Origin of the sequence: Vibrio sp. TBV020 (genome assembly GCF_046056895.1) — a bacterium.
GTDB lineage: Bacteria > Pseudomonadota > Gammaproteobacteria > Enterobacterales > Vibrionaceae > Vibrio.
This window is the reverse complement of record NZ_JBEEAQ010000001.1, coordinates 831,606-853,416: the sequence shown is the minus strand read 5'-3', so window position 1 is coordinate 853,416 and position 21,811 is coordinate 831,606. Positions and strand designations below refer to the sequence as shown.

At 42.9% G+C, this 21,811-nt stretch carries 19 protein-coding genes; 14 read left to right on the top strand and 5 right to left on the bottom strand.

Going from position 1 to position 21,811, the window contains the following annotated elements:
• Positions 1–105: 105 nt before the first annotated feature.
• From AAFX28_RS03605 to AAFX28_RS03595, 3 genes are read left to right on the top strand one after another with little or no spacing between them, the layout of a single operon-like run.
• Positions 106–477: a GntR family transcriptional regulator gene (locus AAFX28_RS03605; protein WP_408685706.1), complete on the top strand. Its 372-nt coding sequence runs from the start codon at positions 106–108 to the stop codon at positions 475–477.
• Positions 474–1,343 carry an ABC transporter ATP-binding protein gene (locus tag AAFX28_RS03600; protein WP_408685704.1) on the top strand — a complete coding sequence of 290 codons (870 nt, stop codon included), beginning with the start codon at positions 474–476 and terminating at the stop codon, positions 1,341–1,343. Before AAFX28_RS03605 ends, AAFX28_RS03600 begins: the two co-directional genes overlap by 4 nt.
• Positions 1,343–2,170 carry a hypothetical protein gene (locus AAFX28_RS03595; protein ID WP_408685702.1) on the top strand — a complete coding sequence of 276 codons (828 nt, stop codon included), beginning with the start codon at positions 1,343–1,345 and terminating at the stop codon, positions 2,168–2,170. Before AAFX28_RS03600 ends, AAFX28_RS03595 begins: the two co-directional genes overlap by 1 nt.
• A gap of 82 nt (positions 2,171–2,252) precedes the next feature.
• Here the strand turns inward: AAFX28_RS03595 and AAFX28_RS03590 are convergent, their stop codons facing one another.
• The 4 genes from AAFX28_RS03590 to AAFX28_RS03575 form a co-directional block, all read right to left on the bottom strand.
• On the bottom strand, positions 2,253–2,807 hold the full coding sequence (locus tag AAFX28_RS03590; RefSeq protein ID WP_408685700.1) for a sugar O-acetyltransferase: 555 nt from the start codon (positions 2,805–2,807) through the stop codon (positions 2,253–2,255).
• A 153-nt stretch (positions 2,808–2,960) separates the two neighbouring features.
• Positions 2,961–3,164 carry a hypothetical protein gene (locus tag AAFX28_RS03585; RefSeq protein WP_408685698.1) on the bottom strand — a complete coding sequence of 68 codons (204 nt, stop codon included), beginning with the start codon at positions 3,162–3,164 and terminating at the stop codon, positions 2,961–2,963.
• Between the two features lie 197 nt (positions 3,165–3,361).
• The gene (locus AAFX28_RS03580) at positions 3,362–4,225 is read right to left on the bottom strand and encodes a MurR/RpiR family transcriptional regulator (protein WP_408685697.1); all 864 of its coding nucleotides are present in this window, start codon (positions 4,223–4,225) and stop codon (positions 3,362–3,364) included.
• 124 nt (positions 4,226–4,349) lie between these two features.
• Positions 4,350–5,621, bottom strand: coding sequence for an amino acid deaminase (locus AAFX28_RS03575; protein ID WP_408685695.1), 1,272 nt, complete (start codon positions 5,619–5,621; stop codon positions 4,350–4,352).
• Between the two features lie 180 nt (positions 5,622–5,801).
• On the opposite strand from AAFX28_RS03575, the gene AAFX28_RS03570 reads away from it, so the two are divergent.
• The 9 genes from AAFX28_RS03570 to AAFX28_RS03530 all read left to right on the top strand — a co-directional run bounded on the left by AAFX28_RS03570 (position 5,802) and on the right by AAFX28_RS03530 (position 17,202).
• A complete protein-coding gene (locus AAFX28_RS03570) occupies positions 5,802–7,235 on the top strand; it encodes an N-acyl-D-amino-acid deacylase family protein (protein ID WP_408685693.1) in 1,434 nt (477 codons plus the stop codon).
• A 66-nt stretch (positions 7,236–7,301) separates the two neighbouring features.
• Positions 7,302–7,694: a RidA family protein gene (locus AAFX28_RS03565; RefSeq protein WP_408685691.1), complete on the top strand. Its 393-nt coding sequence runs from the start codon at positions 7,302–7,304 to the stop codon at positions 7,692–7,694.
• 218 nt (positions 7,695–7,912) lie between these two features.
• On the top strand, positions 7,913–9,433 hold the full coding sequence (locus AAFX28_RS03560; protein ID WP_408685689.1) for a sodium:solute symporter family protein: 1,521 nt from the start codon (positions 7,913–7,915) through the stop codon (positions 9,431–9,433).
• 60 nt (positions 9,434–9,493) lie between these two features.
• Positions 9,494–10,435: a sugar kinase gene (locus AAFX28_RS03555; RefSeq protein ID WP_408685687.1), complete on the top strand. Its 942-nt coding sequence runs from the start codon at positions 9,494–9,496 to the stop codon at positions 10,433–10,435.
• A 20-nt stretch (positions 10,436–10,455) separates the two neighbouring features.
• Complete coding sequence (locus tag AAFX28_RS03550; RefSeq protein WP_408685685.1) at positions 10,456–11,085, top strand: bifunctional 4-hydroxy-2-oxoglutarate aldolase/2-dehydro-3-deoxy-phosphogluconate aldolase; 630 nt, start codon at positions 10,456–10,458, stop codon at positions 11,083–11,085.
• 37 nt (positions 11,086–11,122) lie between these two features.
• Positions 11,123–13,570, top strand: a complete 2,448-nt coding sequence (locus AAFX28_RS03545) for a beta-N-acetylhexosaminidase (protein ID WP_408685683.1) — start codon at positions 11,123–11,125, stop codon at positions 13,568–13,570.
• Between the two features lie 75 nt (positions 13,571–13,645).
• Positions 13,646–14,677, top strand: a complete 1,032-nt coding sequence (locus tag AAFX28_RS03540) for a lactonase family protein (RefSeq protein ID WP_408685681.1) — start codon at positions 13,646–13,648, stop codon at positions 14,675–14,677.
• Between the two features lie 8 nt (positions 14,678–14,685).
• Entirely contained in the window at positions 14,686–15,048 is a 363-nt protein-coding gene (locus AAFX28_RS03535) for a RidA family protein (RefSeq protein ID WP_408685679.1), read from the top strand.
• Between the two features lie 543 nt (positions 15,049–15,591).
• Positions 15,592–17,202: a BCCT family transporter gene (locus tag AAFX28_RS03530; protein WP_408685677.1), complete on the top strand. Its 1,611-nt coding sequence runs from the start codon at positions 15,592–15,594 to the stop codon at positions 17,200–17,202.
• Positions 17,203–17,277: 75 nt separating this feature from the next.
• Here AAFX28_RS03530 and AAFX28_RS03525 read toward each other — a convergent pair whose 3' ends face one another.
• Positions 17,278–17,430 carry a hypothetical protein gene (locus tag AAFX28_RS03525; RefSeq protein ID WP_408685676.1) on the bottom strand — a complete coding sequence of 51 codons (153 nt, stop codon included), beginning with the start codon at positions 17,428–17,430 and terminating at the stop codon, positions 17,278–17,280.
• A 586-nt stretch (positions 17,431–18,016) separates the two neighbouring features.
• Between AAFX28_RS03525 and AAFX28_RS03520 the strand changes: the two genes are divergently transcribed.
• Positions 18,017–20,428, top strand: coding sequence for a hypothetical protein (locus AAFX28_RS03520; RefSeq protein ID WP_408685674.1), 2,412 nt, complete (start codon positions 18,017–18,019; stop codon positions 20,426–20,428).
• A gap of 429 nt (positions 20,429–20,857) precedes the next feature.
• A complete protein-coding gene (locus AAFX28_RS03515) occupies positions 20,858–21,757 on the top strand; it encodes a helix-turn-helix domain-containing protein (RefSeq protein ID WP_408685673.1) in 900 nt (299 codons plus the stop codon).
• Positions 21,758–21,811: the final 54 nt, after the last annotated feature.

The window sequence follows — 21,811 nt, the reverse complement described above, 5'->3', positions numbered from 1 at the left end:
TTAATCAGTAGCAAAAGTTAAGTTTATAAATGTCTTGCAATCGTATTGCATTGCTTTAGTGTTATACCCATGTATAACACTAAAGCGTATTGATAAGGTGACACCATGACAGAGTGGAACGAGAGCCAACCTATCTTTCGCCAATTAGCTGATCGAATAACTGAGCAGATTTTGCAAGGTACTTGGCTGGAAGGCGAAGCGCTACCATCGGTGAGAAGTGTCGCCGCAGACCTTAAAATCAATCATTTAACGGTGATGAAAGGCTACCAGTTATTGGTGGATGAAGGGTTAGTAGAGAAAAAGCGCGGGCAGGGAATGTTTGTTTCTGATGGTGCAGTGAGTCAACTCAAGCGCAATCAGCGACAATTGTTTATAGAACAGCAGATCCCTTCAATTGCTAACAAACTAGAGCAATTGGATATTCCATTAGATGAATTCATTAATCAGCTTAAACAACATGCTGAGGGAAAATCATGAGTGTATTAGTCAAAGCGACTCAAGTATCGAAGCAGTACTCAGGTCAAACCAAAGGCCAAGGTGAGGCGCTTAAAGATATTGATTTAGAGCTCAAGGCTGGGCAAGTTCTTGGACTACTTGGCCATAATGGTGCGGGAAAATCGACGTTAATCAAAAGCTTGCTAGGGGCGCATGATTACCAAGGTGAAATTAGAATTCTTGGTATGGATCCAGTCAAAGAGCGGGCTCAGGTGATGGCGCATCTTTCCTATATTTCGGATGTTAACGTGCTACCAGACTGGATGAAAGTTAGCCAATTACTCCGTTATACCGCTGGTGTTCATCCTAGCTTTGATATTGATAAAGCGCGCGGTGTGCTTGAGAAAACCAATATTAATCCGAGCAGCAAAATCAAATCACTATCAAAAGGGATGAAGGTTCAGCTCCATTTGGCACTGGTCATCTCAACCGACACGAAAATTTTGATTTTGGATGAACCTACCCTTGGTCTTGATCTCGTGTATCGAGATACCTTTTATCGTCATCTATTGGAGTGGTTCCACGATGGAGAACGTGCTCTGATTATTGCGAGCCATGAAGTTTCAGAGATAGAGCATTTGCTGACGGATGTTCTAATCCTTAAGCAAGGTGAAGCGGTACTGCAATCAACGATGGCCAATATTGAAAATGACTTCGTGATTGTGGAGACCAATGACGCAGACGCTCAAAAAATGGCTTCTCTATATCCATTATCAAGTGAGAAAGGACTTGGCTGTACTCGTTGGTTATTAGAAGCCGAACAGGCAGAAAAATTGGGGGACGTTAAGCGAATTTACAATGTAAAACTGGCTGACTTGTTCTTGGCGATACAGAAAGGGGCTGCATAATGAACACCAATATTTATATGCTTGAGAAAGAGTGGTTAGAGCACAAAATGATCACTCGAGTGCCATTGGCGTTACTCATCTGTGGTGTGGTTTTTCTGTTTAGTATCATCATGAACAGCTCTATCCAAAGTAATGTCACTTATGAACTGACCTACAGTGGCGGCTTTGACTCGAACTTTGAGCTTGGCAAGCAGTTAAGTCACCTAGTGTTCGGCTTTGCCGGTATTCTGTCGTTAATTTTGTCAGGACTATACTTCCCAAAGACGTTACGCAAAGAGCGCCAAGAAGGGAGCTTGATGTTTTGGCGCAGTATGCCAGTGAGTGATGTTCAGGTTCATTTAGTGAAACTTTGCTTCGGGTTGCTGGTGGTGCCGGTGATTTGCTCGGTTTTGGTGTTCGGTGCCGATTTTCTAATGTGGGGAATTAACTTAGCTGTAGGGGACAAGTTTCCACTTTTTTCAACCGGCGAGTCAGTACTGTATGTTTTCACTAACTGGTTAGAGTTTATTGGGCGTATGTGGCTCATTGGTTTTGCACTTATTCCAATGGCAACGCTATCGCTTGCGGTATCGCAAAAGGTAAACTCACCGCTGCTTGTTATCCTAGTGGCGTTATTTGTGATTCAGTTATTGTCCAAATCGCTGCTAGGTATCCATGGAATAGGGCACTTCATTGAAGCGGCTTCTCTTCTACCGTTTGAGTTACTAACAGTGGATAACCCATTCAGTGCGTTCGCCAATATGGGGCTTATTAACCTATTGGTTTATGTCGCTCTTGGCGCTCTAGGTTGGGTGATGAGCTTAAGGTTTGCTAAATACGTGGATTAGGCGTTCATTCTTCGCTTAGAACTGATAGAAAAAAAGAACCCAGCATTGACTGGGTTCTTTTTTAACTTGTTATTTAAAGCGGTTACTTTTCAGAATCCAACCGACGAATCAGTTTAGCAGGAGTACCACCGTATAAGCAGTCAGGTGGAACATCACTGTTAACCACCGAGTTGGCAGCAATTACTGAACGAGCACCAATAGTCACGCCTTGGTTAATCACACTGTTGCCGCCAATCCACACATCGTCTTCAATGGTGATTGGGAGGCAGTAGGTTTCCCATTTACGCCGGCTCAGGTGGTCAAGAGAATGTGAAGCGGTATAAAGTTGGCTACTTGGGCCAATCATCACGTTATTGCCGATAGTGATCGGAGCACCATCAAGCATCACGACATTCATGTTAATGAAAGTATCGTTACCAATTGAGATGGTTTTACCAAACTCACAATGAAACGGTGAGCGAATCATGCTTTGGCCAACGTCGCCAAACAGCTGCTGTTGTAGTTCAAATCTTTGGTCGCTGTCTAAGCAGGTATTGAATTTTTGCAGAGTGTTAGCCGCAGTTTTGCGTATTGAGTCAATTTCTGGGGCAGCACCATCGAATATTTGCCCCGACATCATCTTTTCCAACTCATTCATGGAGAAACCTTACTAGCAAGAAGATGTGCTCAATGTACGCTTATTTGGGAAAAGAAAAAGAGAAAAGTGCAAAAATCAGAAGTTCCTCTTTTCAGCCGCGGCTTAAGTATTTACTAGGAGAAACATTGAAGTGGTTGGGTATTGATCGTGTTGTTATGTACCAGCGCAGATTAGGATAAAGGCAAACAATGCCAGTAATGATGCATAGCACACTTTCCAGACAGTCGTTCGACCTACAGGTTTGCGCTGTTTATCTTCATACGTCCACCCTAAATCACGTGCTTGTTGCTCCGTGATTCGAAGGTCAATTTCGTTGCAGTATTGTTCTAAATCGAAGTTATCGCTAGTACTACTCATTGTTCGGCTCCTTTGTTTTCTTAAAGAGTACCGACTGCACGAGTTAATAAAAATCAAGTAATAAAATACAGATGTTCAGGAAAACTAAACATAAAGGCAATATATTGAATTGATGAAAGTTCAGGACTGTAATCTAGTTATAAAAAGGCCTCGCTTTATACGAGGCTTTGATTTTTAACCTAGAAGGAAACGATTGGCTAGTCTCCAAGTGGCTGTCTATCTAAACCACCACGATAGGAGTCTAGAGCCAGCTTTAGACGACGTAGCTTGTCACGTGAGCGGCGTTTATGGTTGACCGCGAGTGCCATAGAAAGCACATCGACAAGTGCTAACATCGCATAACGTGATGCTGATGGTTTATAGATAAAGTCGGTTTCTTGGTGTTCGATAGGCAGAGTCAAATCTGCAATATCTGATAGAGGGGTCGACTTAGGCGTAATCGCAATCACTTTAACGCCATACTCTTTTGCAAGCTCGGCAGTTTCAACGATGGTTGGGGTATAACCTGTAGCAGACAGCATCACCAGTACGTCATTGCTATCCGCCGTTGAAGCCACCATTCGTGACATAAGACCGTCATTATAAGCAACGACGGCATAACCTAAGCGAAACAAGCGGTGCTGCATTTCTTGCGAAGCAATCGTCGAGCCGCCACCCATACCAATCGAAATCACTTGTCTTGCCCCATGTAGCCATGCGACCGCAGTATTAATGTCTGCTTCATTGACTAGGTTTCGGTTGATATCTAATGACTGTTTAATAGATTCGTAGATACCTTGATAACCACTTTGGTCTGGTGGCTCAAGAATAAAGCGCTGGCCGACGGTGAGGGTTTGAGCGAGCTTTATTTTCATATCACGCACGTTCTTACAGCCAACGGCTTTGGCGAAGCGTGTGATGGTGGCTTCACTAACCTCAGCATTTTCCGCAAGTTCAGTAATACTGGCATTCGCGGCAGTTTCTATGTCGTCCATGATCAACTTGGCGACTTTCTTTTCCGCATCTCGTAGTGCGCTGAATCGCTCGGTAATCCGCGAAATAATATCGACTTCTAAACTCAACGTATTTTCCTATTATTCTATGCTGGAGGCTAAAACTTAACTGGCATTAGACAGTTAGAGCATCAGCCTCCAATACTTTGCTGATTAGTATACCCAAAAAGTGAGGTGACTAAAGCTAAGCGGGTTAGAAACGAGTCTCAACCCAATGTGTGACGTTATATTCGTCATCACAAATCGCAATTGAACGCCATTTATCGATCGTCAAACATGGGTGTGAGGTCGAAAACGCGATAATGTCACCCACATTGAGCTCACTGTCCGCTTCAATTTCGATAAAAGCGTGCTGATCCATCACCGCTGTTGTGATGGCTTTACCCACTTCAATCGATTGTCCATTACGATACGCACGTTCAGGGATTGGTAAGCCAGCATCAAAAGCGACATCACGTTTTCCTAAACCGGCAACAAGTTTGGTCGGCTCAGGACGTGAAATGATGTGAGCCCAAACTTCCAATGAAGATTGAAGGTCGCCACCAAGATCGCATGCTGCCCCCTGATTTTTCTCGGCGCGAGCCATGACCTTATTCTGTGCTTCTAGATAGATGCCCGTATCATGAATGGCGTAACAGCCTGGGCGAATGATAGCGTCTACATCAACTAGGTTAGCTAAACATTCCGATACTACGTCATACCATGCGGAACCTGCGCCGGTGACGATAGGCTTGCCCAAAATGAGCTGATCGTTCGAGAGTTCGCGAGCTAAGGTCAATGTTTGAATCAGGAAATCGCGAATCAATTGCTCGGCATGTTCGCTATGAATGACCCCTTCGTAAACTTCCACGCCGCGCAATGATAGGTGAGAGTGCTGGTGGATAGTTTGAGCAAGCACCGCCACTTGGCGTTCATCTCGACAGCCACATCGACCGCCTTCGACTCCAAATTCAATCAATAGATTAAGCGTGACTTGTCGCTGTGCAAAGTAAGCGCCGAGAGCATCGATGTTCAGTTCTGAATCAACGCAAGCATAGATCTCGACATTATGCTGTTCAATTAGGTTGGCTACGATCGCCATATTTGCTTTACCAACCAGCTGATTAGCGATGATGATCTGTTTAGCGCCGGCCATGGTTGCAATTTCTGCTTGAGCAGCAGTGGCAACGGTAATACCCCATGCTCCGTGACTCAGTTGTTGACGGAAAAAGTCTGGCGTCATGGTGGTTTTTCCATGAGGGCATAACTTCACTCCGTGTTGGGTAGCAAAGCGCTGCATCCAATCAAGGTTGTTCTTCAGTCGTGATTGTTGAATCACAGCTGCAGGTAGACTGATCTCTTCATTAATCAGGCTGTATTTCTCAAGGCTATCTGGTTGATAAGGCTGAGACTTTTCCCCTTGTCCTGGTTGGTTAGCGTGTTCTTTGTGATAGTTTTTATCACAATTATTTCCTAAATCCTTCATCGCAAGCTCGCTTCTAACATGTTCTAAGTGTTTGATTTGTATTGTTTGTTACTATCTACATTAATATTAATGTTAGAAAGTATCAAACAAATTGGCATTTTTTGTGTGTTTTATCACTGATTTTGTAGCTGAGATTATTAATATTGAGCTCATGCAAACGAGAGACGAAAAAGGTGAACAATGTTGTTCGATACCATTATAAAAAGTATAGAAGTCTTTGACGGTACCGGCGCCGAGTCATACACGGCTGATATCGCCATTCGTCACGATCGAATTGAACAGATCGGCCAGCTAGGTGAAGTAGAAGCAAAACGCGTTATTGATGGACAAGGGTTAGCTATCGCACCTGGTTTTATTGATGTTCACACTCATGACGATACTAATGTGATTCGTTTCCCTGAGTGTCTGCCAAAGATTAGCCAAGGTGTCACTACTGTGATTGTTGGCAACTGTGGCATCAGCGCAAGCCCAGCGGTATTAGCGGGCGATCCACCTGACCCGATGAACCTACTGGGTAAGCGTGAAGACTTTAAATATCCAACGTTTGCGAGTTATGCAAAAGCAGTAGAAGAAGCAAAACCTGCTGTTAACGTTGCGGCGTTGGTTGGTCATACGGCCCTACGTAATAACGTAATGGATGATCTTCAACGCACCGCGACCGATGAAGAAATTGCTCAGATGCGTGTTGCCCTTGATCAAGCAATGGCGGAAGGAGCACTTGGTTTGAGCTCTGGTTTGGCTTACGCAAGCGCAAAACAAGCCAATGCAGATGAAGTGATGCGTTTAGCGCAAATATTAGGTGAGCATGGCGGTATTTACACCACGCACATGCGCACTGAATTTGAAGAAATCATTTCTGCGATGGAAGAAGCGTTTGAAACTGGCCAATTTGCCAAAGTTCCAGTCGTGATCTCTCACCTGAAGTGTGCAGGGGCAGGTAACTGGGGACGTACCGTTGAAGTTCTGAATCTGATGGACAAGGTGTCTGAGCACCAAGATGTGTCTTGTGATTGTTACCCATATTCAGCTAGCTCTTCGACTCTTGACTTGAAACAGGTAACGGATGATTTCGACATCTTCATTACCTGGTCAGAAGCTAAGCCAGAACATGCAGGTAAAACGCTAAAACAGATTGCGGATGAAATGAACCTACCTTTAATGGAAGCAGCAAAAGCATTGCAGCCTGCCGGTGCGGTTTATCACTGTATGGACGAAAACGACGTTAAACGTGTTCTTAAGTACAAGTTAACTATGGTGGGCTCTGATGGCTTACCAAACGATCCGCATCCACACCCTCGTTTATGGGGGACTTTCCCTAAGGTATTGGGTCACTACTGCCGAGAAGAAAAGCTATTTTCGTTGGCGGAAGCGATTCACAAAATGACTGGAATGTCGGCACAAAGATACAACCTGCAAGGTCGTGGTGAAATTCGTGTTGGTGCATTTGCAGACTTAGTCTTATTTGATCCGAATACAATTAAAGATACAGCGACATTCGAAAATCCTATTTCGATGGCGCAAGGTATTGAATCTGTATTTGTAAATGGTGACTTGTCTTATTTTGAAGGCAACGTTAGCGAAAAAAGAAATGGAACATTTATTTATAGAAGATAAATGATTCCTAAAATAAATATCAATTGTTACTTATATTAATTAAATTTTTAAATACTGGAGAATATTATGTCTATTAAACGTTACGGTGTAGAAGGTGGTACAGGTACCGGTGGTCAACATCTTCCATTTGCACGTGCAACCGAAGCGGGTGGCTTCCTTTATGTATCAGGTCAAACACCAATGACAGATGGCGAAGTCGTTGAAGGTGGCATCATCGATCAATCTCGCCTAGCAATTCAGAACTGTGTCGACATCATGGAAGAAGCGGGCTACACGCTAGCAGACGTTGTGCATGTTAAGGTTGTTTTAACAGACTCTCGTTACTTCCAGTCATTTAACAAAGTATTTAAAGAGTTCTTTGGCGAGCACCCACCTGCACGTATCTGTATGGTTTGTGACCTAGTAGTTGATGTAAAAGTTGAAGTTGATGTGACGTGTTTCCGCGAAGATCGCCGATAAACATCACAATTATATAGTATTAAGTGTCGGGGTTAATCTATTCCCTGTTAGAATTACCTCGGCGCTTCCTCCCTACAAAAAATAACAATAAACAACAGCGCTATAAATAGTTAATTAAATATCTACTTATATTTTAACTGTTTATATAGGAATAAGATTTAATTACTGCTGTTGTAATAAATCTCAATTGAATATGGATTTTTCCTAAGAGGTGTTTGATGAATAGCACACTTTTCCTTACTGGTTTTGGCGCCTATGTCCTTTTTTTAATCTGGCTTGGCTGGTTCGTATCACGCAATCAAAAATCAGGTGAAGATTTCTTACTGGGTGGCCGTGGCCTTCCTCTGTTCCTTGTTTTAGGTACCACTGTTGCAACTATGGTTGGCACGGGCTCAAGTATGGGTGCTGTCGGCTTTGGTTACGCTAATGGTTGGGCCGGTGCTCTTTATGGCATTGGTGGCGCAGTCGGCATTCTATTGTTGGCGTTATGGTTTGCCCCAGTGCGTAAACTTAACTTTATGACAATGAGTGAAGAACTGGCGTATTACGTTGGTGCGAATCGCATTGTGAAAAACGTCGTTGGTCTGCTTATTTTTATCGCTTCTATTGGTTGGTTAGGCGCGCATATTCTAGGTGGTGGTATGTACCTAGCTTGGATTGCGGATATTGACCTCAATACAGCAAAAGTGATCATTGCAGCAGCCTTTACGATCTATGTTGTTATTGGTGGCTACACTGCCGTTGTATGGACAGATACGATTCAAGCAATCATTCTATTTGCTGGCTTCATCCTAATGGCGGTACTTTCTGTGCAGCACATTGGTGGCCTTGATAACCTATATGAAGCGATGGACCCTGCGGCAACTAGCTTCTTAGCGATTGAAAAACTCGGTTTGCTACCTGCTATCTCACTGGCTGTAGTGATTGGTGTTGGTGTTCTGGCAACGCCTTCTTTCCGCCAGCGCATATACTCTGGTAAAGATGTTTCAACAATTCGTCGTTCATTTGTGGCGTCAGGTGTTCTATACCTATTCTTCTCTATCATTCCAGCAATCATCGGTATGGCAGCACATGCGATTGACCCGACGTTAGATAATCCGAACTTCTCGTTTCCTTACGTAGCGGCGACGGTTCTTCCTGTGGGTGTTGGTCTGATTGTTCTTATCGCTGGTCTTTCTGCAACAATGTCGAGTGCAAGTTCTGATGCTATCGCTGGTGTATCGATTCTGCTTCGTGACGTATATGTAATGTTTACTGGCCGCGTACCAAACAAAGAATCGATGCTGAACTACTCTCGTCTTGCTCTGATTGTGGTTATCGGTTTTGCTCTACTGTTTGCACTAACCTCAAACGACATCATCGGCTACATCACTAAGATGATCTCAACAGTGATGTCAGGCATGTTTGTTTGCGGCATGCTAGGTCGCTTCTGGAAACGCTACAACTGGCAAGGTGCTATCGCAACATTAGTGGGCGCGTCAGTTGCTTCATTCACTGTAATGTTAAATGCTGACCTAACGGCTTTCTGGGGCAACCCTGTGATTCCTTCATGTCTATTTGCTCTAACGCTAGGTGTGGTAGTTAGCATGGCGACACCAGCGAACAAAGTGACACCTGAGATGGCTCGTGCAATCCTTGACGATGAGCGTGCATTGATGGAAATGGAACTTTCAGACAAAGGTCAAATTGAAGAAGATGCGTCTCTTCAAAATCGCAAAACTGCGCAAAGTGCATCGTAATTAGACACTGAAATCAGGTGGCTCAACGGAGCCACCTTCTTTGATAAGGTTAGCCTCTCAATGACAAATCAACTTCACATTGCATTCTTTGGTGAATGCATGATCGAACTAAGCGGCCTTCCTCTAAAAAAAGGCTTTGGTGGCGACACGTTAAACACTGCACTTTATCTTTCTCGCCTAACAGAAAATACCCCTGTAACAGTGAGTTATGCAACAGGTCTTGGTGAAGATGCGCTTTCTCAGCAGCTAATTTCAACTTGGCAAGGCGAAGGTATTAATATCGCGTTGGTTCAGCAATATGGCGATAAACTGCCTGGTTTATATATGGTTGAAACTGATGAGCACGGTGAGCGCAGCTTTATGTACTGGCGTGATAGCGCCGCGGTGAAAAGCTACTTTACAAGCAGCGATCTGAGCAAGTTAGAACAAGCGATGAAACAAGGTGAGCTGGATTTTGTATACCTTAGTGGTATTAGCCTAGCGATTCTTTCCGATGCAAGTAAGGTACGGCTTATTGGTGCGTTAAAGCAGTTTTCGGTGGCCGGTGGTAAAGTTATTTTCGACAACAACTTCCGACCACAACTATGGACAACTGAGCAGGCCCAAACTTGGTATAGCCAACTGCTACCTATCGTCGATATTGCTCTTATTACAGAAGATGATGACCAGCTTGTTTGGGGGGAGGACGAAAGCGTGGAGCAACGCAGTCTGCGCTTAGGTTGTAAAGAGACCGTAATTAAGCGTGGTAGTGAGCCGTGTAAAGTGATTTGGCAGCAAGATGGTGAGCAGCAGCACGCTTATGTGAGTGCTGAACGTGTAACCAACGTGGTAGACACGTGCGCTGCGGGGGACTCGTTCGCTGCAGGGTATTTGGCTGCACGCCTAAATGGTCAAAGCGCAGAAGCATCTGCAACATTAGGACATCAACTGGCCTCAACCGTTATTCAATTTTCAGGAGCGATCATTCCTAAATCGGAAATGGCGCACCTCACCCTTTCTTAATTTTTGATTGGTATAGAACAATGACAAACGAAATGATCAACAAACTAAAACAGTTCAAAGTAATCCCAGTAATTCAAATCAACAAAGTTGAACACGCCATTCCGCTAGCGAAAGTTTTGGTCGAAAATGGTCTTCCGGTAGCAGAAGTGACATTCCGCACAGAAGCAGCGGCAGCCTCTATCAAAGCAATGAGCGAAGCTTACCCAGAAATGTGCGTTGGCGCAGGTACGGTACTTAACGCAGAGCAAGTAGATCAGGCAAAAGCGGCAGGCTCTGAATTTGTGGTAGCGCCGGGTCTAAATCCAAATACGGTTCGTTACTGCCAAGAGATCGGTATGCCAATCGTTCCTGGTGTGAACAACCCAAGCCAAGTAGAGCAAGCACTAGAACTTGGTCTTAACTTCTTAAAATTCTTCCCAGCAGAAGCATCAGGCGGTGTGGCAATGGTGAAGTCATTATTAGCGCCTTACGTTGATGTGAGCCTAATGCCAACAGGCGGTATTGGTAAGGGTAACGTGAATGACTACCTAGCGATTGATCGTGTGGTGTGTTGCGGTGGTACTTGGATGGTGGCACCAGCATTAATCGAAAATGAGCAGTGGGATGAAATTGGCCGACTAGTGCGTGAAGCTGTTGAGTTAGTCGCATAACAGAAATCCAATAATAAAAAATAATAGGAATACAAAGATGAAAAGAACCACTCTTACCCTACTGATTTCTGGATGGCTAAGTACTAACGTTATGGCGATGGCTCCAAACACTGACCTTAACCTAATGCCTTACCCGCAAGAAGTGGAACTGGGTTCTGGTACGGTTAGCATTGATAAAGAATTTAGCATTTACATCAAAGGTTACGATTCAGAGCGTGTTCAGTTTAATGCTAAACGCACGATGGAACGTTTATACCGTCAGACTGGCCTGCCAATGCTCCACTGGCAGGCTGAGTCTGAAAAAGACGCGACTCTAGTGATTGATATTCGCAAGGGGCCGAAAGACGACGTACAGAACATCGAAAGTGACGAGTCATACCAACTTGAAGTTGAAGATGGTCAAATCCGTATTTCTTCAGATCGCCCATACGGTGCATTCCATGGTTTAGAGACATTCCTTCAGCTAGTCACAACTGACGCATCGGGTTACTCAGTACCTGTTGTGTCGATTGAAGATGAACCTCGCTTTAAATGGCGTGGTGTTTCTTACGATACCGCTCGCCACTTCATTGAGTTAGATGTCATCCTACGTCAACTGGATGCTATGGCTTCAGCCAAGATGAACGTCTTCCATTGGCACATTTGGGATGACCAAGGCATTCGTATTCAGCTTGATAACTACACCAAGCTTTGGTCAGAAACGGCAGATGGTGATTACTACACCAAAGACGAAATTCGTTATGTTGTGAACTACGCGCGCAATCTAGGTATTCGTGTTATTCCAGAAATTTCATTGCCAGGCCATGCGTCTGCTGTTGCGCACGCTTATCCAGAGTTGATGTCTGGTATGGGCGAGCAATCTTACCCGCAGCAACGTGGTTGGGGGGTATTTGAACCACTGATGGATCCAACTAACCCTGAGCTTTATACCATGCTAGCAAGTGTGTTTGATGAGGTTGTTGAACTCTTCCCTGACGAGTATTTCCACATTGGTGGTGATGAGCCAAATTACAAACAGTGGAAAGAAAATCCAGAGATTCAAAAGTTCATTGCTGACAATAACCTAGATGGTGAGCGCGGCTTACAATCTTACCTCAACACCAAAGTTGAGAAGATGCTTGAAGAGCGCGGTAAGAAGATGTCGGGTTGGGATGAGATTTGGCATAAAGACTTACCTAAGTCGATTGTTATTCAAAGCTGGCGTGGACACGATAGCATTGGCCGAGCGGCGAAAGAGGGTTACCAAGGTGTGCTTTCCACGGGCTACTACCTAGACCAAGCACAGCCAACTAGCTACCACTACCGCAATGACCCTATGCCAACAGGAATCACCGTCGATGACAAACTTCATAGTGGTGAAAAATTTGAAACTTACGGTTGGGTTAAACCTCGTAACAAGGGTGGCCCACGTAAAGGTAATCTAACCATTATCGAAGCAAAAGACGGATCATTCCGCGCATTTACCGACTACAACGGTAAGTCTCGTGAAGAAGTCCATATTTTAGAATACGTACCAGGAGTTAAATTCCGCGGTCACTTCGACAACTTTATGTCATACACTGAGTTCAACTATGAATTTGCCGGTGGCAAGTTGAAAGAGAATAGCTACCAGCTTGTAGGTAACGTGCGTTGGCCTGCAACAGGTGAACTTGTTGCGGGTAGCGTTATGTCAGGCAGTGTCATCCCTGAACCAAATGGTGGATATCCAGCAGAGCTTAAAGGTGACGAGCAAGATCTAATCCTTGGTGGTGAAATTACGATTTGGGGCGAAAATCTAGACTCGATGACAATTGAGCAGCGCTTATGGCCTCGTAGTTACGCCATTGCTGAGCGTCTATGGTCAAGCCAAGAACTGACTGATGAACGCAGTATGTATCAGCGTATGAGTGTGATGGACACTTGGTCTGAGATCTCTCTAGGAATGCGCCACCATGCGGATGCTAATATGATGCTTAAGCGCCTAGCGAACGGTGCAGACGTAACATCATTGCAGACCTTAGCCAAATACATCGAGCCAGCTCAGTACTACGCACGCCATTGGGAAAAGTGGATTTCAACGCCAAACAAAGGTGACCTATACAACCAATATGAGCGACTGAACCGATTCGCTGATGCACTGCCGGTTGAAAGCCTAGCCGTGTATGAGATGAACGATTTGGTGGTTGAGTTTGCAAACGGTGATAAAGCGGCGCTTGATAAGCTGTCAATGCACTACCAAGTGGCTTCTATGGCTGCGAAACAGGCGGCGCCAATCTTCGCGAACAATGTAGCGTCTGTTGATACTGTGAAAGTGGCTGAGGCGACCGTCAAGGTGGCTGAATTAGCAGCAACATTGATTGATATTGCTAAACAAGGTCAAACAGTGAGAGCAGAAGATGCAGCAGAGTATCAAGGCTTGATTGATGAGAATGCGATTATCCTTGATGAAACCATCGTTGCCATTGTTAAGCCGACTGAGAGCTTACTTCAGACTTTAACTAAGTAATTGTGAAAACCAATTGCCGCTAGCGAAAGCTGGCGGCATTGTTGTTTCTAACGTTTATTGATTGGAATCTATGCCATGCAAGCAAGTGGTCACTTACGCTTCCTCGTCGGTACTTACACTGATTCACCAAGCCAAAGTAGAGGAATTGGTCAGGTGAGTTTAAATCAGAAAACAGGTGAGATTATCCGCCTTGATGATTTCTACCCAATTCGTAATCCTTCGTATCTTATTCAGTCTTCACGTGCGGTTTATAGTTTTTCGGAAGTCTCTCAGCAGCAAGGTGCTCAGTTAGTCTGCTTAAAAGGATCACATGCGCACGCTATTCCTATCGAAGGTGACTATCCGTGCCATTTGGCTACTTCCTCAGACGAACAGTACCTAGCTATCGCCAACTATGGTTCAGGCAATGTGAGCATTTACTCACTGGATAGCCAAGGCATCCCAATAAAATGCATTGTTGAGTTGTTTGAAGAAGGTCAAGGTCCAAATCAAGACCGTCAGCAATCTCCTCATGCCCATCAAGTGCTATTTCAAAATACCGAATCAACATTAGTCAGTGTTGATTTGGGTAGCGATGCAGTAAGGTTTTATCGAGTAGAAGATGACTCCTTTACACTTACACAAGCTTTGTCGCTTCCGGCTGGTTCAGGACCACGACATTTAGTGTTTAACCGTGCTGAAGATGTCGCGTATGTAGTCTGTGAGTTGAGCGAGACGCTAGTTGTTTTGAATCAAACACAGCAAGGCTGGCAGGTAGGGCAACAGATTGACTTACTGCCAAACCACGACAAAGGTGAAGCCGCCAGCGCGATTAAACTCTCTGATGACGAGCGTTTTGTGTATGTGTCTTGCCGTCAGCAAAATGCGATCAGTTGTTTTGACGTGACGGAAGAGACTGTGAGGTGGGTAAGCATGGTCGACGTTGATGGACTGTTTCCGCGAGACTTTATTATTTCCTCGTGTGGTGAATGGTTGATTGCGGCCAATCAGCATTCAAACAACCTAGTCAGTTACCACCGAAATCCTCAAGACGGCAGTTTGCGAGCAACGGGCTACCAGTGCCAAATAGATGCTCCTGTCTGTCTATTAGAACTTAACAATGAATGAGAACAACAATGACACTTCACCGTATTAATCCGACCAAACGTTGGTCAGACGTGACCATCTTTAATGGTATCGCTAACTTTGTGGAAGTTGCTGAAGCGGATACTTCTGCTGATGTAAAAGGGCAGATTCAACAGATTTTCGACCAAGCAGAGCAAATGTTAGCCTCAGTTGATAGTGATAAAACGCGTATTTTATCAGTAACTATTTACTTGACGGACTTTGCCAACTTCGACGCGCTCAATGAAGTGTGGGATGAATGGTTTGAAGAAGGCACAGCTCCAAGCCGAGCTTGTGTAAAAGTTGAGTTGGCCGATCCCAACTTGTTAGTAGAGATGGCATTTGTCGCCGCAGCGGGCGATAAATTTCAATAAGTAAAGTTAAAGCTGACGGTTACGAGTCCGTCAGCCTTTTTATCTTTGGTAATGTTCCATGAAATTCCCCTTGTGCGCCCATAAAACCAAAAGTGTATGGAATTACTTTCAAACTCTCACGGCTCCACAGCTCTTGGTTTTCCCTAAGCAAATTAAACATCCATTCTTCTAGCTTTTTATTGATGTCTTGAAACTCTTACCGCATTTATGCTCATTGCATCATCTTTACTATTTGTTTCGTTAGCCAACCATTCAAAGGTTGAATTGAAGAGGGCAGAGCAATCTTAAGGGCCGAAAGATAACTTGTATATTTAACAGTGTGTTGGTATCGCTTAACGGTGTTTTTGGTGTAGTTGAGCCAAAAAACACCCTCTATGTGGTAGTATAGCGTGTTGGGGATTAGTGATGAGTCCCACAATACCTGCTAGGAAAGGGTATGTGTCATCACAACGATGGTCGGAGTATTTCGTCGCTAATCAAACTATCACTAACATGGAGTTGGTCTTTATATTCGTTGAGTCGGATATGTAAACCTCATGATATATGAGCTTTAAATCAAAAAAATACAGCATTGAATCTACTGATTACCAAGTCGGTCAAGACAACGTTAACAAGTGGGGAATGGATGTCCACAACACTGTTTTCACCGCCTCAGTAGGCCTATCTCTTCTTTTCATTGTCACCTTACTCCTGCTATCACCAGCAGACGCTAAAGCAGCGATTGATTCTGTTAAAGGTGCCGTTCTTTCTTACTTCGATTTCCTCTTTATGTGGGGCGCAAACATCTTCTTATTGTTTGCAGTTGTTGTTGCACTATCTCCTTTTGGTAGAGTCCGTTTGGGCGGAGAAGGGGCAACGGCAGACTACTCAACCGTTTCATGGATCACCATGTTGTTTGCAGCGGGTATGGGGATTGGTCTTATCTTCTGGGGCGTTGCTGAGCCAACCGCGTTTTACACTGGTTGGTACGGCACACCACTGAATGTGGAATCGCATACCCTTGAAGCGCGTGAACTTGCGCTAGGTGCAGCAACTTTCCACTGGGGCTTCCATGCGTGGGCAATCTATGGTGTCACTGCGCTTTGTCTGGCGTACTTTGTTTACAATAAAGGTCTGCCATTATCGATGCGTTCTGTTTTTTACCCTCTACTTGGCGACAAGGTTTGGGGAAAAACAGGTGACGTGATTGATGTACTGACGGTATTGGTTACTCTATTTGGTCTGGCAACATCTCTTGGCTTAGGTGGTACACAAGCAGCCAGCGGTATTAGCCATGTGTTTGGTCTGGACAATAGTTTGTTACTTCAGCAATCTATTATCGTACTCATCATGGGTCTAGCGATTATCTCTGTACTGCGAGGTATGGATGGTGGTGTGAAACTGCTAAGTAACCTGAATATGGCAATTGCGTTCCTATTCTTGGGTTTGATGGCGATGCTTAATTTCACCACTGTGTTTGATTCAATGACGACAGCGGTTGTGGGTTATGTGAAGAACATTGTTCCTTTGAGCCAGACTTCAGGCCGTGAAGATACCACCTTCCTACACGGTTGGACGGTTTTCTACTGGGCGTGGTGGGTCGCGTATGCCCCGTTCTTTGGTATGTTCGTAGCGCGCATTTCTAAAGGTCGTACGGTTCGTGAATTCCTATCTTACGTACTGATCATCCCAACCTTGGTGACTACAGCTTGGATGTCTACTTTTGGTGGAATCGCTATCCAACAGATGATCGATAAAGTGGGTCTGTTAGGTGTTCAGCAACAGCTTAACGATGTTTCTCTCAGCCTGTTCTACATGCTAGAAGCTTACGCGATTGGTGACATTCTATCGGTAGTGGCTGTGGTACTTATCGTTGTCTTCTTTGTAACGACACTAGACTCTGGTTCTATCGTAATTGATAGCATGACGGCAGGTGGTAAGTTAGAAGTACCAATGAAGCAGAAAATCGTGTGGGCGATCATCTCAGGTCTAATTGCGATTGTTATGCTTTGGATTGGTGGTACTCAGTCGATTCAAGCTCTTCAGTCGATCACGATTATCGCGGCGATGCCGTTTACGATTATCTTACTGATTGGCTGTGTCAGCTTGGTAAAAGGTCTATTTACGGAAATGGATAAAAACGAAGCACAGCCTAAGTACTCTCGTTCTAAATAAACGTCGTTATTTATAGAAATGCAAAAGCCCCGACAACATACGCTGTCGGGGCTTTTTTGTAACAGTTAGAGGCGATTACGCTTTCTTCAGGTCTGCTGCAGGGTAAGTTAGCGACATACCGTCAACAGAAACGCGAACGTAGTAACCGCCGCTGCTTAGACCAACAACAACCATTTGGCCTAAATCAACACCTTTAGTTGCAACAACTACATCATCAATTGCGAACATAGTAAACACCTTGAAGTTAAGTAATAGAGTTTGAAAATCTCTTCGGTGCGGATTAAAGCAGCAATTGAGTGGTAGTACTAATCGAGTTTTTTGTCGTGATGATTAATTATTTGGTTGCTCTATGAAGAAAAGGTGTTGGCCTTACTTGTAGCACCTTGATTGTGTCGATCTTGACTTCTGTGCCTGTGAACCCTTGAGTAAATGTTCTAATTAAGTATTGTGGATTAGTAATGCTGTTAAACTTCATTTGAATGAGAAAAGGGTGAATTAATAGTGGCTGGGATTAAAGGAGAGTGTTTTTATAATGATTTATAGAATCAGCATGGTTTTTAAAAAGGTAACTTTTCTGATTTTTATTTATATAGAAACGTTGAAATAAAGCAGTTCATTTAATCTATTTACATTTATTGTTTATCTTAAGTGTTGATAATAAAGGTTTTTTTAATTTTCCCCTCTCTGTCTTGAACATTTCTATGACGAGCTCATAGTAATCACTTGATTCATGAAAAAAATTGTAATTCATCTGCCATTTTTAGTTTCTTTATGTCTATTTATGATCCCCCGAAATTACGCAGGGGGTATACACATGAAATATAAATTTTTATGGGCATTCGTATTATGCTTGGGGCTGGTAGGCTGTGGGCATGAAGAAACATCTCAATCGATTAATGAAGAAAAACAAGAGCAATTCAAGTTTTCGGAACAGGTTTATTACTCACTACCAGGTGAAAAGATTTCTATAGGCTCTAGTACCCAAAATATTAATAGGCTTATACGCTCTTATAGCCAGAGTCAAACCGCGGAAGAGCAGATCAGTAAGGTCGTGATTGAAGGTCAAGAATATTTTGATATTGATAATATTTATGCGCCTGAAGATCTGGGTGATTTTGAGATAGTTGCATATGACCGTTCTGGTTCGGTATTAGCGACAAGTTCTGTCAATACGGATAGTCGCTTGGTTAGTGTTGAGGTTCATCAGGTAAGTGATGTCGTCGCAATGGATGGCAATATTGCCGCTTACCAAGCCATCGGAACATTTGATGCTGATGGTGTTATGGTGAGAAGAGACATTTCTAACTCAGTCAATTGGAATGTAAGTGGAAGTATCAAGTCATTTGATGACTCTTCAAGTGTTTTCTACTACGAAGGTACGGGGGATGCGAATCTAAGCATTAGCTATGGCGAATTTAGCCAAGATATTACGACTACAGTTATTTCTCCGCTTGTTGTGAGCTCAAGAAGTGCGACCATTGGTAATCTTACTGCACTTGATGGACAAGTGGCGAAATTACCGGGCAAAGACACTTTCGATCTAAGTCTTAAGCTCCATTATGAAGATGGTTCTGAGGCTATCGACAATACGATCGTGTGGCAATTAGCTACTCCACATTCAGGCGTCAATTTGGTTGGTAATAAACTCGTTGTTAAAGACAACAATATCGATTTCACATTAAATGCCTACAGTACATCTGTAGTGGATGGCAAAGTAGAATTGAGTGCGTCTCCAGACGTGAGTATTGATGTAGAAGTTGGTGGTGTCGATATGACCCTGACCAATTTTGAGTTGCAGTTAGAGAAAGCAACGTATCGCGTCGGCGACAAGCTTAAATACACAGTGTATAAAAATTATAATTCGGGTCTAAGAAGTGAAGTCACTGATCCATCGGAAATTACAATTTTTGGTTCGATGATTGACAGTAATTCCTTAGGTGAAGTGTCAATTACTAAAGCTATATCAGGAACAGTTTACGCCAAGCTTAATGGTGTAGATGGTGTGAGCAATTCAGTGGAAATTGAGGTGACATCTGATCAGGTTGAAAGCTTAACGTTGGCACCGCACAACCCGGATGTAGACAACTATCTAATCACTGATAATGGCTATCCGTTTAATATTTATAGCCAAGTCAGTACAGGAGCTAGTGAACCTTGCGCAACTTGTAGCCTCACGGTGACTAACTCTGCAAATGATCAATTGGGGTCAGAATATTATTCCGTTGATTTAACTAACCCAGACTATTCCGCAGTATTGAGTATTCTTCAACCGGGAACTTACTATGTTAAAGCAGTTTCCCTAAATGGAAATGCGACATCAGAACCAATCGAAGTGACTGTGCCGAGTAATCCTATGGCGTCTATCGACGTTAATATTAATGCGACGGTTAGTACATATGTAGGTGGTCATATTACCCCAACTGTTACTGTTCATTATACGGATGGCCAAACTCGACCAGCAGGCTCAGTAACTTATAGCGTTAAAAGTTCAACTCCAGATGAGAAGCTGATTGATATACAAGGGAATACGCTGTACCCACTTAAATCTGGCACTATTGAATTGACGGCTTCATACAATGGACTGACTGTTGATAAAACGGTGGTGCTTCAGGTTGAACAAGCAGTGACGGTTCAAAGTGCGACAATTCACTACCCACAAAAAAATGCTATCGGTGAGTTGGTTCTTAATGTTCATCATAAGCCTTATGTGAAAGTTGCTTTAAGTAATGGCACAACCGTTACTTATCCATATGAAGATGTTGCATGGACAATCAGATCGTCTGATCTTGCTTATGAACAAACACTACAAGGGTTTAAGTTTTTCTATGATGAAAAATATGATGGAGACTATGCGTATACAGAATTCGTTGGGAGTATTTACTTTAACGGTGAGCTTTACCAAGCAGAAGATACGATAGGTGTCGATAGTCGGATTACCAATGGAGTATGGATGACAGGGTATAATATGGATATCCCTGTTGATGAAATTAAAGTGGGTGAATCATTTAATTTTTATATCAGGGTCGGCTTCCATCAGTCTAATGGTGTTTATTATGATTTTGCTAAAGATACCAAAGCGGCATTGAGTAACAATAACGCCAGAATAATCAATGAGTCAGGGTACAGGCTCGAAGTAGGCGGCGAAAGTGCAGGTCCAGTGACGATATATCTTTACTCTAAGTATGGAGACTTCTTAGGCACTAAGAACTTAACCATTGTTGAATAAGATTACATAAATGGTACCCCAGTGGAATATGCTGTTGGGGTATTGTTATCTATTATAATTTGGTATTTTTGTTATTCGTGTTTTTTATTTTTAACTGTTTTAAATTCCTGATTTTTGTATTTATTATTGAGAAGTAATTTTTCCTAAATGCTAATTTCAAGCTTTAGATATAACCTTGAGTGATCGTCATAAATCATGTTGTTTTGTTGTGGCTGTGGAAACTGTCTATTCACCAATTATTTGTTATTTTTAATCGTTCATTGTGAATGGTGAGGTTCAATCTTTTGTTTATTAGATAAGATGTGTTTAATTTTTAATCTTTGGTCTGATTTAGATGAGGGAGATAGTACTAATTGGAGAGGTAAATAAATTTAGAACCTTAGTATATGAAATTATCCCAATATGAACGAATACTTCTAAGGGGTAAAGGTGAATAAGTTTTCAGATAAAATTAGAAATGTTCGACTATCAAAAAATATGAAGCAAATTGAAGTTTGCACGTTATTGTCTGAAAAAAATCGTCAGTTTCAATCAATTGATACAACGACTTACTCTAGGTGGGAAAGTGGCAATGTACTTCCTAGCCCCATAAAACAGGTTGCAATGTTAGACATCTTGGACTCGGTTAAATCGTATGATGCAATTATCCCTTCGATAAACAAAGCAAAAGCAAAAGTCTATGATGAGCTGATGGAGAAAATTTTCCATAATGAAGGGTTAAAAACTTACTTTAGCCAAAGTCATTTCCGAGTTTTAAAAAGCATTGATGAGATAACAAGTGCTTTCCAAGATGGCCGCATTTATAGGCACACACATCACGTTGGTGATGATTATTCATGGCTACTTAATAAACACTCGTTAGAGGAAATGATCGATTTATTTGGATTGGAACTAATCGCACTTTATTATGATGGTATTTTGATAAACCATGTTTTGATTGCAACAGTTCCTATAGAACTGATTGCTAGAAATGTTCCAAACGGAGACTATTTTCGTGCTTTGATAAGTCAAGAATTTACTATGAAAAATGTAAATGTCATTTCTAGCAGTGTTGTGACGGATTTTGACTTTATGAAGTTGAGTTTCGCGTATGTATGCTCTCGAAACTTTTCTGACTCTAAATGGTTAAAAAGTCCAATGTTATCTCAAACACATAACCCGTTATGGAAAAAGTTATTTAACTTATATGGTTCTAAATCGTTACCAACATTTACTAAAAGTGGCCAACCATGTAACTATCAACTATTCGAACCTTATTCATTTATGACCAATTTTCTTATCGAGAAAACATACAGTGACAACATAGGTACAATCGCCAAGTGGATCTAGCTTGAATTCTCATTTACTCTCTATCATAAAGCTAGTTTGATGTGAAAAAGAGTA